The sequence below is a fragment of the Cobetia sp. UCD-24C genome, from assembly GCF_001306765.1.
In the GTDB taxonomy this organism is placed as follows: Bacteria; Pseudomonadota; Gammaproteobacteria; order Pseudomonadales; family Halomonadaceae; genus Cobetia; species Cobetia amphilecti.
Map to the genome: position 1 here is coordinate 138,273 of NZ_LJTD01000007.1, position 14,227 is coordinate 152,499.

The 14,227-nt window shown below is 64.2% G+C and carries 12 protein-coding genes; 5 read left to right on the forward strand and 7 right to left on the reverse strand.

Going from position 1 to position 14,227, the window contains the following annotated elements; all coding sequences use genetic code 11:
* Nucleotides 1–7 precede the first annotated feature (7 nt).
* Together rpmB and radC are read right to left on the reverse strand one after the other, a co-directional pair.
* Nucleotides 8–244 (reverse strand): 50S ribosomal protein L28, encoded by a 237-nt coding sequence (gene rpmB, locus AOG28_RS11910; RefSeq protein ID WP_043336270.1) that lies wholly within the window; start codon nucleotides 242–244, stop codon nucleotides 8–10.
* Nucleotides 245–686: 442 nt separating this feature from the next.
* Nucleotides 687–1,361: a RadC family protein gene (gene radC, locus AOG28_RS11915; RefSeq protein WP_043336272.1), complete on the reverse strand. Its 675-nt coding sequence runs from the start codon at nucleotides 1,359–1,361 to the stop codon at nucleotides 687–689.
* A 300-nt stretch (nucleotides 1,362–1,661) separates the two neighbouring features.
* Between radC and coaBC the strand changes: the two genes are divergently transcribed.
* The 5 genes from coaBC (at nucleotide 1,662) to slmA (ending at nucleotide 6,903) form a co-directional block, all read left to right on the forward strand.
* Entirely contained in the window at nucleotides 1,662–3,011 is a 1,350-nt protein-coding gene (coaBC, locus tag AOG28_RS11920; protein ID WP_054556538.1) for a bifunctional phosphopantothenoylcysteine decarboxylase/phosphopantothenate--cysteine ligase CoaBC, read from the forward strand.
* Nucleotides 3,012–3,470, forward strand: coding sequence for a dUTP diphosphatase (gene dut, locus AOG28_RS11925; protein ID WP_043336274.1), 459 nt, complete (start codon nucleotides 3,012–3,014; stop codon nucleotides 3,468–3,470).
* A gap of 170 nt (nucleotides 3,471–3,640) precedes the next feature.
* Nucleotides 3,641–5,023 carry a phosphomannomutase/phosphoglucomutase gene (locus AOG28_RS11930; protein ID WP_054556539.1) on the forward strand — a complete coding sequence of 461 codons (1,383 nt, stop codon included), beginning with the start codon at nucleotides 3,641–3,643 and terminating at the stop codon, nucleotides 5,021–5,023.
* A gap of 232 nt (nucleotides 5,024–5,255) precedes the next feature.
* Nucleotides 5,256–6,173, forward strand: a complete 918-nt coding sequence (gene argB, locus AOG28_RS11935; protein WP_043336279.1) for an acetylglutamate kinase — start codon at nucleotides 5,256–5,258, stop codon at nucleotides 6,171–6,173.
* Between the two features lie 112 nt (nucleotides 6,174–6,285).
* The gene (gene slmA / locus AOG28_RS11940; protein WP_043336281.1) at nucleotides 6,286–6,903 is read left to right on the forward strand and encodes a nucleoid occlusion factor SlmA; all 618 of its coding nucleotides are present in this window, start codon (nucleotides 6,286–6,288) and stop codon (nucleotides 6,901–6,903) included.
* 147 nt (nucleotides 6,904–7,050) lie between these two features.
* Here slmA and AOG28_RS11945 read toward each other — a convergent pair whose 3' ends face one another.
* The 5 genes from AOG28_RS11945 to ftsY form a co-directional block, all read right to left on the reverse strand.
* The gene (locus AOG28_RS11945) at nucleotides 7,051–9,681 is read right to left on the reverse strand and encodes a putative bifunctional diguanylate cyclase/phosphodiesterase (RefSeq protein WP_054556540.1); all 2,631 of its coding nucleotides are present in this window, start codon (nucleotides 9,679–9,681) and stop codon (nucleotides 7,051–7,053) included.
* 195 nt (nucleotides 9,682–9,876) lie between these two features.
* Nucleotides 9,877–10,752, reverse strand: coding sequence for an RNA polymerase sigma factor RpoH (gene rpoH / locus AOG28_RS11950; protein WP_043336284.1), 876 nt, complete (start codon nucleotides 10,750–10,752; stop codon nucleotides 9,877–9,879).
* A 258-nt stretch (nucleotides 10,753–11,010) separates the two neighbouring features.
* The gene (gene ftsX, locus AOG28_RS11955) at nucleotides 11,011–12,093 is read right to left on the reverse strand and encodes a permease-like cell division protein FtsX (protein WP_054556541.1); all 1,083 of its coding nucleotides are present in this window, start codon (nucleotides 12,091–12,093) and stop codon (nucleotides 11,011–11,013) included.
* Nucleotides 12,090–12,758 carry a cell division ATP-binding protein FtsE gene (ftsE, locus tag AOG28_RS11960; RefSeq protein WP_043336289.1) on the reverse strand — a complete coding sequence of 223 codons (669 nt, stop codon included), beginning with the start codon at nucleotides 12,756–12,758 and terminating at the stop codon, nucleotides 12,090–12,092. Before ftsE ends, ftsX begins: the two co-directional genes overlap by 4 nt.
* Nucleotides 12,755–14,170, reverse strand: coding sequence for a signal recognition particle-docking protein FtsY (ftsY, locus tag AOG28_RS11965; protein ID WP_200906783.1), 1,416 nt, complete (start codon nucleotides 14,168–14,170; stop codon nucleotides 12,755–12,757). The genes ftsE and ftsY overlap by 4 nt, the downstream gene beginning before the upstream one ends.
* Nucleotides 14,171–14,227 lie beyond the last annotated feature (57 nt).

A 14,227-nucleotide genomic window follows, 5' to 3' on the forward strand; every position in this document is an offset into this window, starting at 1 on the left:
CTAGTGTTTAGAAGCGCTCGCCACGTGCAGTGAGGTCCTTGAGGACTTCGTCGATACCCTTCTTGTCGATGATGCGCATGCCCTTGGTAGAGACGCGCAGCTTGACGAAGCGCTGCTGGGATTCAACCCAGAAACGGTGGGTGTGCAGGTTCGGCAGGAACCGGCGACGAGTCTTGCGCTGGGAGTGAGAAACGTTGTTACCAGTCACCGGGCGCTTGCCGGTAACCTGACATACTTTGGACATTGGAGCCTCCAACCGCTGCGTTGGCTAAGTTGTTCAAAACCTGTCGGGCAAACCGGAAGTGGCAGGCGCCGCCTCATGCCCTGATTTCAAAGTGTGTTACGTCCATTCCGGAAGACAAGCTTCAGGGTACTGGAACGTGCAGGCGCAGCATTTTACCCGAAGAGGAACGTGAAAGCACGTCCTATACAGATTTTTTTCGCCAGCACGCCCATGCCCGACGTGTCACATCGGTACAGACGCTTCTCAGCCAAACGCTTCACTCAGCCAATGTCGGCCAGAGTGGTCGCGAATTCTGTGGTGGGTGATACGGGAGGCGCAACATTACCACAACCAGTGCCCTGGTTTGCAATCCCTGCGCATTTCTCACGCCAGCGGCGACCGCATCTGGCGGGGGCTGTACCGTCATCGAGCACTCAGCGGCTCAGCCTCCTCGACACCCCAACTAGAGCCAGCCGCGCTCGGCAAACGAAACCACTTCGCCGTCTCCGACCACGAAGTGATCCAGTACGCGAATATCGAAAAGCCCCAGCGCCTCTTCCAGGCGCTGCGTGATGCGCCGGTCGGCCTCGCTGGGCTCCGCGACGCCGGAGGGATGGTTGTGGGCCAGAATCAGGGCGCCAGCATTGAGCGCCAGCGCCCGCTTGACCACTTCGCGCGGGTAGACGGCGGCGGCATCCAGCGTGCCGGTGAAGAGTGTCTCGAAGCGGATGACGCGATGCTGGCTGTCGAGAAACAGCGCGGCGAACACCTCATGCGGCAGGTCGCGCAGATGCGAGGACAGATAGCGCCGCACCAGCAGGGGCGACGTCAGGGCGGCCCCGCGCATCAACAGGCTCTCCAGATGGCGACGCGACAGCTCAAGCGAAGCCTGCAGCTGCACGTACTTGGCGTCACCCAGTCCGCGCGCCGCGCAGAAGTCCTGCTGGGTCGCCTCCAGCAGCGGCCTGAGACCGCCGAAGGTGTTCAGCAGGTCGCGCGCCAGATCCACCGCTGAGCGTCCTTTTATGCCCACGCGCAGAAAGATGGCCAGCAGCTCGGCATCTGACAAGGCCCCTGCCCCTGACGACAACAGCTTCTCGCGCGGACGCTCCCCGACCGGCCACTCTCGAATCCCCATGCACTCTTCTCCCATCGCCTGTCGCCCCGAATGGCTGACAGTCCAAAGCATGAGAAGCGTGGTCAGATGCCGCCTCTTTCGCCATTGTGAGCATCAACGCTTGTCGCCCCGAGGGGCTGCGTCTGGCCCCTGCATCCCACTCGAGAGGAGCCCCCGCCCCATGAAGTGAGCGCTCGCATGGACCATGGCGACACTCGGCGTCGCGGGCCAGCGGCGCTACGCAAGGTTGCATCACGGTGATATGGTAGAGGGCAAACGCGCGAGCGTAGCAATCGACGCATCAGGGACGCAGGACACACCATGCATTCACTCGCCGGACGGCGCATTCTGCTGGGCATCAGTGGCGGCATCGCGGCCTACAAGGCCGCTCTGATCACCCGCCTGTTGAAAAAGGCGGGCTGTGAAGTGCGCATCGCCACGACCGAAGGGGCTCAAGCCTTCATTACACCGCTGACCTTGCAGGCGTTGTCGGGCAATCCGGTGCACACCTCCCTGCTGGACCCCGAGGCCGAGGCCGGCATGGGACATATCGAGCTGGCACGCTGGGCGGAGGTCATCCTGATCGCGCCTGCCACCGCCGATCTGATGGCCCGCCTGGTGCATGGGCATGCCGATGATCTGCTCACTACCCTGTGCCTGGCCAACAGCGCGCGCTGGGTGATGGCCCCGGCGATGAATCAGGCCATGTGGGCGCACCCCGCCACCCAGCGCAATGCCCGCCAGCTCAGTGCCGACGGCTGGACGCTGCTCGGCCCCGCCAGCGGCGAACAGGCCTGTGGCGACGTGGGCGCGGGCCGCATGCTGGAGCCGGAAGAGATCGTCGCGGCGCTGAGCGACCTCATGAGCCAGAGCGACCCCAGCCGCCAGAGCAATGAGATGTCGTTGCCGGCCGCAGGCCTGACGGTGACCATCACCGCCGGCCCGACCCGCGAGCCGCTGGACCCGGTGCGCTACCTGAGCAATCACAGCTCCGGCAAGATGGGCTATGCGCTGGCCGCCGAGGCTGCGGCGCTGGGCGCCAGCGTGCGCCTGATCAGTGGCCCGGTGGCGCTGACGACGCCGACTGGCGTCGAGCGCATCGATGTCGAATCCGCGCTGGACATGCAGGCCGCCGCCGAGGCAGCCGCCAGCGAGAGCGACCTCTTCATCGGCTGCGCGGCAGTCGCCGACTTCCGCCCGGCCACGGTCGCCGACCACAAGCTCAAGAAGCAGGCGGGCGAGGAGCAGATGCAGGTCACGCTGATCCGCAACCCGGATATCATCGCCGGTATCGCCGCCCAGACGCAGGCAAGCCGCGCCGCCGGTCAGCGGGCACCACTGGTGATCGGCTTCGCCGCCGAGACCCGCGACGTGCTGCGCTATGCACGCGACAAGCTCGCGCGTAAACAGCTCGACATGATCGTCGCCAATGATGTGAGCACGCCGGGCCTTGGCTTCGGCAGCGACAGCAATGCCGCCACCCTGCTGTGGCAGCCGCTCGATCAGAACACGAACACGCAACACGAACAGGCCATCGCGGCCTGTCCCAAGACGGAACTGGCGCGCGCGATTCTGATGCGCGCCCTGGCACTCCATCAGCACAGGGTCAGCCTCGACCCTGCCATCCAGACCGTTACACCGACTGTCACCGACGATCAGGAAGCACCTTAGATGACCCGCCCCCGGCTCGAACTCAAGATTCTCGACGAGCGCGTTCGCGATTACCCGCTGCCGCATCACGCCACTCCCGGCAGCGCCGGCATGGACCTGCGCGCACTGCTCGACGCGCCGCTGACATTGGCGCCGGGCGCCTGTGAGCTGGTGCGCACCGGGCTGGCGATCCATATCGCCGACCCCGCACTGGCCGGCATGATCCTGCCGCGCTCCGGTCTGGGGCACAAACACGGCATCGTGCTGGGCAATCTGGTCGGCCTGATCGACTCCGACTACCAGGGCGAACTGATGATCTCGGTCTGGAACCGCGGCGAGAGCGAGTTCGTGCTGGAACCCGGCGAGCGTCTGGCACAGTACGTGCTAGTGCCAGTGGTACAGGCGGAGCTGGTGGAAGTCTCTGAATTCGAGGCCAGCCAGCGCGGCGAAGGCGGCTTCGGCCACTCCGGTCGCCACTGATTGACCCGTCATGCCAGAGGGCAGCCGAGCGGCAAGCTTGCGCCGACTGCCGGGCTTCCGGCTAAAAGGGAGCCATGCAGGTTTCCACACTGATCGTCATGCAGCGATAGCGCCGAGACGCATGACGCCTCAAGCGACTTCACGATTGATTCAACCGACAGGGATGCACCATGAGTCAGGTACCCGCTTCAATTTTCCGCGCCTACGATATCCGTGGCATCGTGGATGAGACCCTCACCGAAGACGGCGTGCGCGCCATCGGCCAATCCATCGGCAGCGAAGCCGCGGCACGCGGTGAATCCACCGTCGTGGTCGCGCGTGACGGCCGTCTCTCCGGCCCGCGCCTGTCCAAGGCGCTGATCGCAGGCCTGCGCGATGCCGGCCGTGATGTCGTCGACATCGGCATGGTGCCGACGCCGGTGCTCTACTACGCCACCAATATCCTGGAAGGCACCCGCTCCGGCGTGATGCTGACCGGCAGCCACAACCCGGCCAACTACAACGGTCTGAAGATCGTGCTGGCCGGCGAGACCCTGTCCGGTGACACCATCACCGATCTCTATCGTCGCCTGCAGGAAGGCGATCTGGCGCAAGGCGAAGGCAGCCTGCGTGAAGAGGACGTGCGTGAGCGCTATCTGGAGCAGATCACCGGTGATGTGGTCGTCAAGCGTCCGCTCAAGGCCGTGGTCGATTGCGGCAACGGCGTGGCCGGCGAGCTGGGCCCGGAGCTGATCCGTCGCCTGGGCGTCGACACCGTGCCGCTGTTCGACGAGATCGACGGCAACTTCCCGAATCACCACCCGGATCCGGGCAAGCCGGAAAACCTGCAGGACCTGATCAAGACCATGCAGGAAACCGGCGCGGACATCGGTCTGGCCTTCGATGGTGACGGCGACCGCCTCGGCGTCGTGACGCCCAAGGGCGAGATCCTCTACCCGGACCGCCTGATGATGGCGCTGTCGGAAGACCTGATCGAACGCGTGCCGGGCGCGCGCATCATCTTCGACGTCAAGTGCACCGGCAACCTGGCGACCGTGATCGAGAAAGCCGGCGGCACGCCGGAAATGTGGCGCACCGGCCACTCACTGATCAAGGCACGCATGAAGGAAACCGGCGCGGCACTGGCCGGCGAGATGAGCGGCCACATCTTCTTCAAGGAGCGCTGGTTCGGCTTCGATGACGGCATCTACGGCGCCGCGCGCTTGCTGGAAATCCTCGCCAAGCAGGATGTCGATGCCGACACCTTCTTCGCCCGCTTCCCGCAGGACCTCGGCACCCCCGAGATCAATGTGGAAGTGACCGACGAGAACAAGTTCGCTATCGTCGAGCGACTGGCCAGTGAAGGCGACTTCGGCAGCGACGGCGTCAAGACCACGCTGGACGGCATTCGTGTCGACTACGCCGATGGCTGGGGCCTGTGCCGCGCCTCCAACACCACGCCGATGCTGGTGCTGCGCTTCGAAGGCAAGTCAGAAGCCGCACTGGAGCGTATCAAGGACAGCTTCCGCGCCGCGCTGAAGCAGGCCGAGCCGAGCATCCAGGCACCGTTCTGATCCCGCACTCGCTCGCCATCGACAGGATGGCATGAGCCGCAACGGGGGGCGGCGGCCTGCCGCTTGATCGCCGCCCTCGCCTTGCCAGGCACTACAGCCGCTCATCCGGGCGCATCAGGTGCCTGAAGCAACCGATTTGCATGACAGCGCGCACCGCGCGCGCTGAAAGACCGTTTCGAGTGACAGTGTCCGGACTCTCTTTCCGGACCATTTTCTGTGGAGTGATACGCTGATGAGCCACGCCAACCGCGACCCGCATCAGGTGGTCGAGGTCCTGTCCGAAGCCCTGCCCTATATCCAGCAGTTCTCGGGCAAGACCGTGGTGGTCAAGTACGGCGGCAACGCCATGACCGAAGAAGCCTTGATCGACTCCTTCGCTCGCGACATGGTGTTGATGAAGGAAGTCGGCATCAATCCGGTGGTCGTGCATGGCGGCGGCCCGCAGATCGGCGCGCTGCTCGAGAAGCTGAACATCGAATCGCGCTTCGTCGATGGCATGCGCGTCACGGATTCCGAGACCATGGACGTGGTCGAGATGGTGCTGGGCGGCCTGGTCAACAAGGGCATCGTCAACCTGATCAACCAGAGTGGCGGCAAGGCCATCGGCCTGACCGGCAAGGACAGCGGCCAGATTCGCGCCCGCCAGCTCAAGGTCAGCGGCCAGACGCCGGGCATGAATGCCTCTGAAATCATCGACATTGGTCATGTCGGTGAAGTCGAGCATGTCTCCACGGACCTGATCGAACTGCTGACACGCAACGATTTCATTCCCGTCATCGCACCCATCGGGGTCGATGCCGAGGGTCGCAGCTACAATATCAATGCCGACCTGGTCGCCGGCAAGGTCGCCGAGGCACTGGGCGCGGAGAAATTGATGCTGCTGACCAACGTGGCTGGCCTGATGAACGCACAAGGCGAAGTCATGACCGGCCTGACCACCGAGGCGGTGGATGGCCTGATCGAGGATGGCACCATCTACGGTGGCATGCTGCCCAAGATCAGCTGTGCACTGGACGCCGTGAAGCAAGGCGTGCGCAGTGCTCACATCATCGATGGCCGCGTGCCACATGCGACCCTGCTGGAAATCTTCACCAATGCCGGGGTCGGCACGTTGATCAGCAACGCGGAAGCGGACACTGACAAGGCGTAAGGTGACAAGCCGGGGCTCGGCCCCGGTGTTTCGCGCGAGGCAAGCGACATGCCTCAGGACACGGACCCGCCCGTAGCACACTGCTGCAGGCCGCGATAAACGACAAGATTCCATGACGCAGGCGAATCCAAAACAATCACGTCGCGAACAGATCCTCCAGGCACTCGCTCTGATGCTGGAAGAGGACAGCGGCAAACGCATCACGACTGCAGCACTGGCACGACAGGTCGGTGTCTCGGAGGCGGCGCTCTATCGTCACTTCCCCAGCAAGGCACGCATGTTCGAAGGACTGATCGAATTCATCGAGAGCACGCTGTTCGAGCGTATCGCGCTGATCATTCAGGACAACGACACTGCGCATGCCAGGGTGCATCACATCCTGAGCCTGCTGCTGGGCTTTGCCGAGAAGAACCCGGGCCTGTGTCGTCTCCTCAACGGTGATGCCCTCACCGGCGAGACGGCACGCCTGCGCACGCGCATGGCGCAGCTGTTCGAGCGTCTCGAGACGCAGATCAAGCAGGTGCTGCGCGAAGCCGAGCCTCGCGAAGGACTGCGACCGGCCATCACCGTCACGGCAGCGGCCAATCTGCTGCTGGCGTGTGCAGAAGGTCGTATCGGCCAGTACGTGCGCAGCGACTATCGCAAGCGCCCGACCGAGCACTGGGAAGACCAGTGGCAGCTGCTGAGCCGCGACCTGCTGCTGAGCAGTCAGGAGCGCATTGCCGTCTGAGGGCCTTGCCCCGCGCGCATGCGCCGCACCAAGACGAACGCCCCGCCTGCAGTCATTGCAGGCGGGGCGTTTTTGCTGGGTCAGGCCTTCTCATGTCGCCACCGGGTGGGGTGGGATGGAGTGGGAGCGGACTACACGGACGGCGCCTCAGGCGTTGACGCTGAAGCGCTCCAGTATGGCCTCGGCGGACATCGGCCGCGCCAGCAGGTAGCCCTGATAGGTGTCGCAACCCAACCGCTTGAGCTCCTCGAACTGCACGTCCGTCTCGACTCCCTCGGCGACGATCTCATGGCCCAGCGAGTGCCCCAGGCTGATCACGGCACCGACCAGCTGGATGGCCTGCTGATTGGGACAGCGGATACCGCCGTCAGAGCCGGCGACCGCATCCATCTTCATCACGAAACTGCGGTCGACCTTGAGCACATCCAGCGGCAGGGATGACAGATAGGACAGCGACGAATAGCCCTGCCCGAAGTCATCCAGCGCCACACGCACGCCCAGCTCGCGCAGCGCGCCGAGCACGGCAAGCCCCCCTTCCATGTCCTGGATCAGCAGCGTCTCGGTCACCTCGACTTCCAGCCGCGTCGGCGACAGCTTCTGGCTTTCCAGCACGCCGAAGACTTCGTTCTCGTAGCCCGAGGTAAGCTGGCGCGCCGACAGGTTGACCGCCATGCGCGGCATGTGAAGGCCGGCGTCCTGCCAGCGCACCATCTGGGCACAGGCCTCCTCGAGCACGAAACGCCCGAGACGGAAGATCAGGCCGGTCTCTTCGGCCAGCGGAATGAACTGGGCCGGCGAGATCATGCCCAGCTCCGGATGCTGCCAGCGCAGCAGCGCCTCGACACCCTGCAGCTCACCATGACTATCCAACTGCGGCTGGTAATGCAGATAGAGCTGCTCGCTGCCGATGGCCTGACGCAGGTCCTGCTCCAGCGTCATGCGCGAGGCGACATGCTTGTCCAGCGACGACTCCCAGCGCAGCGCATGATCGCCGCGCGACTTGGCGTGATAGAGCGCCACATCGGCATTCAGCATCAGCGCCTGGGCATCGCCATTGGTCTCGGACAGCACATAGCCTGCCGTCAGACTGATGATCAGCGGGCGCCCCAGAATCGTGAAGGGACGCTCGACTTTCTGCTGTATCTCTTCCACCACCTGCGCCGGATCATCATTGCCATGCGGCAGATAGAGGCCGAACTCATCGGCCCCTAGACGCGCTACCAGACCGCCCGGCGGCAGCAGACGACGCAGACGCTCGCCGACCGCGACCAGCAGCTGGTCACCGGCTTCATGGCCCAGGCCATCGTTGACGGTCGAGAAACGGTCGATATCGGCGTAGATCATCAAGCCACCCGCCGCGACGCGCTCGTCGGCCGCCGCCATGAAGGCCTTGCGGTTATAGAGCCCCGTCAGGGCGTCATGACGCGCCAGGAAATCGAGCTGACGCTCGGATTCCTTGTGCGCACTGATGTCGAGCAGCAGGCCTTCCCAGTAGCGCACGCCATCCTCGCCCTCGATCATCACGCTGCGGTCCAGCACCCAACGCTCATGGTCGGCGATGATGCGGAAGACCTGCTCATGACGCATCTGCGCGCACATCGCCCAGTGGCGGGCGGCACTGACGGATTGACGGTCCTCCTGATGGATCAGCTCGGTCAGGGTGATGCCGGCGCCGACCAGTGATTCGGCCGAGCGACCGAACAGCTCGGCCGAGCCGTTGCTGATGAAGGTCAGCACTCCAGTGTTGACCTCGATGCGATACACCACGCCCGGCAGGTTATCCATCAGCGTCACCAGGGTGCGAGAACGCGCCGTCATCGACTCGAGCGCGCCCTCCAGCTCATCGTGGCGCTCAGCGCGCTTGCGCTCGGCGCGCGCCACCACGACCACCAGCACGACCAGGAAGATGCCGCCGAGCAGCATGCCGAACCAGATACGATTCCACCACAGCCACCACAGGCTGGAGAGCGGCTGACTCACGACGCTGAACAGCTTGAGCGGTGCGATATAGCTGCCCGCCGCCATGCGCGGCTGGCCGTCGAAGCCCGGCACATGGTAGCGACGTACACCACGCTCGGAGATGTACTTGCCCATGTTGGCCATCGAGGACAACGGCAGCTTGCCGGTCACGCCCAGCGCATGCTCCTGGGGGCTCGAGAACAGCAGCAGACCGTTGGTGGAAAACAGGCGCAGGCGCTGCCCATCATCGGAATTCGGGTTGGCCAGCAGGCTGCGTGACTCGGAGAAGTCCAGGCAGCCGATCAGCAGCCAGGACATGCCTTCGATATCCATGTGACGGTAGAACGGCAAGCCCGGCTGACCGGATGCCAACGGCAGTGCTGAGCCGAACAGCAGACTACTGCGTCCGGGCAGCGCCTGGGCTTCCGGCTGGGTCAGCTGCCAGCTGCAACTGCGCCCCACGCCGATCTGACGCAGGCTGCTGCCGCGGTAATCGGCAAACGGCACCACCATCAGCGAGACCAGAGAGGGATGACGGCCCAGCGCGCTGTCCAGCGAGCCACGCCACAGCTCCTTGCCTTCGCTGCTCAAGACGCGCTCCAGCACCATCATCTCGCGCGAGACATTGGCGATCAGCTGCTCGGTGGAGATATGCAGCTGGGTATCCAGCAGCTCCAGGCGACGCATTTCCTGTTCACGCACATCAAACCATTGGCTGGCCAGAAACAGGCCACCCAATACCACCATCAAGGCTGCATTGAGCCCAAAGATTCGCCACAGCGAATGTGTGCCATTGACGTGCGAGGAGGTCGGGTCCACGGGGTCACCAGTAGAAATGTTTCATGTCTTAGTGTGACAGAATGAAACATTGTGTTGCAGTGTTCAACCAATAACGACGGATTCCTCGGGATCCACTCTCCCTCAACGAAAATGCCCCGCCGGGAAACCCGGCGGGGCATTTTCACGTGACAGCGAGCCTGAAAATCGCGGGCTCATGTCATGGGGTCATCCAACTCAGGCAGCGAAGCCTTCGCTCATGTCACCCATCGATTCACGCAGCTTCTTCATCGCGTTCTTCTCGAGCTGACGGATACGCTCGGCAGAGACGCCATAGATGTCAGCAAGCTCGTGCAGAGTCGACTTGTTGTCGCTCAGCCAGCGCTGCTGGAGGATGTCGCGTGAGCGCTCATCCAGTGCCGCCAGCGCCTTGAGCAGACGACCGTGGGAGTCGTCTTCCAGGTCCTGCTGTTCCACCTGGGCAGCCGGATCGAGGCTGTGATCTTCCAGATAGTTGGCCGGCGCCTGATAGGCAGAGCTCTCGTCGTCGCTGGGGCCGGCGTCGAAGCCTGCATCGTGGGCGGAGAGACGGCTTTCCATCTCACGCACCACGGCAGGTTTGACGTCCAGATCGCCCGCGATGGCATCCACTTCATCGTTGTTCAACCAGGCCAGACGCTTCTTGGCGCCACGCAGGTTGAAGAACAGCTTGCGCTGAGCCTTGGTGGTCGCGACCTTCACGATGCGCCAGTTGCGCAGCACGAACTCGTGAATCTCGGCCTTGATCCAATGCACGGCAAAGGAGACGAGGCGTACGCCCTGATGCGGGTCGAAACGCTTGACCGCCTTCATCAGGCCGACGTTACCTTCCTGGATCAGGTCCGCCTGCTGCAAGCCATAGCCGCTGTAGCTGCGTGCGATATGCACGACGAAGCGCAGGTGCGACATGACGAGTCGACGGGCCGACTCCAGATGATTCTCTTCATGCAACCGCAGGGCCAGCTCATGCTCTTCTTCGGCAGTAAGCACAGCGATACGGTTCACCGACTGAATATAGCCGTTTAGATCTTGACCCGGTGACAGGTGGCCAAGTGGCTGAAGACTGGTGCTCATAGTGCAGATGTCTCCATGGTTGCCTAACACGCATGCAAGTAGTGAGACTGTGAAGGGTGGGACAGGTTCCCGTCAATAGCTGTACATGGCGTGTACAATTGTCATGACGAGTAGCACTTCGTAACGCTGTCGGGTGTGTGGTGCGTTTAACCACCCACCAGCCCCCTTCACTGACGCCCGACATGAATGTTGTCGGAACGTAACTTTTGACCTTCCTGGGCAGAAACACTGGCTGAAAACCGCGAAAAATAATCGGAATCAGCGCGGAGAAATACTCGCCAGATGACGTCCGACCGCGATCCAGGCCCCTATCCAGCCCAATATTGTACTCGAAAACAGCAGCGTGGCACCCCCTGCAACGCCCAGCGCGGGCAACACATAGTTGCCGCCATAACTTTGTACAAGGGCCGTCACGGGTGCCGCCAGCCAGTTGCCGCCAAGTGCCAGGATTCCGCAGGCCAGCAGCCCTCCTCCCAGACCGTACCAGGCACCGCTGTAGAGAAAGGGACGCCGCACGAAGGCGTGGGTCGCTCCGATCAGGGTCACGACCTCGATCTCCTGGCGGCGACTCTCCACGGACAGGCGGATGGTATTGCCCACCACCAGCAACACGCCCAGCCCGAAGAGTAACGCGAGTCCCAGCGTCACTTTCTGACCCAGCTCACCCAATTGGCGCAGACGCTCGAGCCAGGCCAGATCCAGACGTGCACTGGCGACACCCGGCTCGCCCTCGAGGCGCGTGGCCAGGGCGCGGACGGACTCCGGCGTGGTGTCCAGCGGCGTGATGACGATGCTGGCCGGCAAGGGATTGTCATCCAGCAGACTCAGCGAGCGCTTGAGGTCCAGCGCCTGGGCGAACTCCTGCATGCCCTCGGCGGCGGTGATCAGGCGCACTCCCCCGACACCGGCAGCGTCGCGCAGAGAGTCCGACAGCGTCAGCGCCTGGCTCTCGTCGACCGAGGTCTCGAGATAGAGGGTGAGCTGGGCGCTGTCATTGAGCTCATTGTCGAGCAGGCGCGCGCTGTCCAGTGCCAGCCACAGCGCCGCCGGCAACGTCAGCGCGATGGCGATGGCCAGCATGGTCAGCAGGCTGGCGATGGGCGCAACCAGCAGGCGGCGTGCGCTGTCGCGCGCCATGGCAGCGTGATGACGCAGCCAGCTGCGGTAGCGGCTCTCGACCGAGACACGACTGGAGCGCGCACCCTTGCGCGCCGCACGCTCGGCGGCCTCCGGTGATTCAGGCGCCTGCGCGGCGGACTTGCGGGTACGCGTCTCGGCGCGGGGCTGGCCACGCTCGCGTGAAGAAGAGGGAGACTCGTTGCGGGAACGCGGGGGGCTCATCGGGCATCCTTGTCGGCGATCAGACGACCATCGGACAGCTCCAGCGTGCGATGGTGCAGGCGGGCGATCAGCGCCAGATCGTGACTGGCAATCATCACCGTGGTACCGATGCGATTGAAGTCCTCGAATAGACGCATGATGTCGGCGGACAGCGCCGGGTCCAGATTGCCGGTCGGCTCATCGGCCAGCAGCAGCGCGGGCTTGTTGACCACGGCGCGCGCGATGCCGACCCGCTGCTGCTCACCACCGGACAACTCGATCGGCAGCGCCTTCTCACGATGCAAAAGGCCGACCTTGTCGAGCGCCGCCCGCACCCGCCGCGCCTGTTCACGCGGCGGAACCCCCTGGATCATCAGCGGCAGGGCCACGTTGTGGAAGATGTTGCGGTCGGTCAGCAGCTGGTGGTCCTGGAAGACCACGCCGATCTGGCGGCGGTAATACGGCACCTGGGAGGTATGCAGCCGCCCGATATCATGCCCCGCCACCAGAATGCGCCCACGCGAGGGGCGCTCGAGGAGCATGATCAGCTTGAGCAACGAGCTCTTGCCGGCACCGGAATGGCCTGTCAGAAAGACCATCTCGCCACGCTCGACCCTGAAGTCGAGCCCGGCCAGTGCATCGAAGCGCCCTCCATAGCGCTTGCCGACATGCTCGAAGGCAATCATGCCTCGCGCGACTCGGCGCTGGCCTCTTCGCTTGCCTCATCGCCAGCACGTGCAAACAGGGCACTGACGAAGTCATCAGCCGCGAAGGGACGCAGGTCATCGACACCTTCCCCGACACCGATATAGCGGATCGGCAGATTGAGCTGCTTGGCCAGCGCGAAGATGATGCCGCCCTTGGCGGTCCCATCCAGCTTGGTCAGCGTCAGGCCCGTGATGTTGACCGCTTCATGGAAGGTGGAGGCCTGTGACAGTGCGTTCTGGCCGGTACCGGCATCCAGCACCAGCATCACCTCGTGGGGCGCGGACACATCCAGCTTGGCCATCACGCGCTGCACCTTCTTGAGCTCTTCCATCAGGTGGCTCTTGTTGTGCAGGCGGCCCGCGGTATCGGCGATCAGGATATCGACGTTACGCGCCTTGGCGGCTTCCAGGGCGTCATAGATGACCGAGGCACTGTCGGCGCCGGTATGCTGAGCGATGACCGGCACCTTGTTGCGCTCGCCCCACACCTTGAGCTGCTCCACCGCCGCGGCGCGGAAGGTATCGCCCGCCGCCAGCATCACGCTGCGGCCCTGGCTCTGATAGCGCTTGGCCAGCTTGCCGATGGTGGTGGTCTTGCCGACGCCGTTGACGCCGATCATCAGGATCACGAAGGGACCGCTACCCTTGGCCGGCAGCTCCAGGTCCTTGGCGACCGGCGCCAGCATCACGCGCAGCTCTTCCTGCAGCGCTTCGTAGAGCGCCTGCGGCTCCTTCAATTCCTTGCGCGAGATGCGCGCGGTCAGGTTGTCGATGATCTCGGTGGTCGCCTCGATGCCCACGTCTGCCATCAGCAGCTGGGTCTCGAGGTCTTCCATCAGCTCATCATCGATCTGCTTCTTGCCGAGGAACAGGCTGGCGACGCCCTCGGTCAGATTGGCGCGTGTCTTGCCAAGACCGGCCTTGATGCGCGCGAAGAAGCCACGACGCGGCTTTTCGCGTCCGTCGCGGGCCGTGTCACGCGCAGCGTCATCCTCGACCACGGCGTCTGCGCCAGCGGCGGCAGCCTCGGCGGCACGTGCTTCCTCTTCCTGGCGAGCCTGTTCCAGCGCGGCCTGCTCTTCGGCCTCGATGGCGGCCAGCTGCGCGGCGGCCTGACGCTCTTCTTCCTCGCGAGCCGCGATACGCGCCTCTTCGGCACGCGCTTCACTGGCGGCTTCTTCCGCACGGGCCTGAGCGGCCTGTTCGGCAGCGATGCGCTCGGCCTCTGCCTGGGCGGCCTGCTCGGCAGCCAGACGTTCCGCCTCTTGCTGGGCGGCCTTTTCGGCGGCGACGCGTTCTGCAGCGGCCTGCTCCTGGGCGATGCGCTCGGCTTCGTCTCGGGCGGCCTGTTCCTGAGCGGCCTGCTCCTGGGCTGCGCGTTCCTGGGCGATGCGCTCGGCTTCGGCCTTGGCGGCCTGATCGGCAGCCGCCTGCTCCGAGGCGCGGCG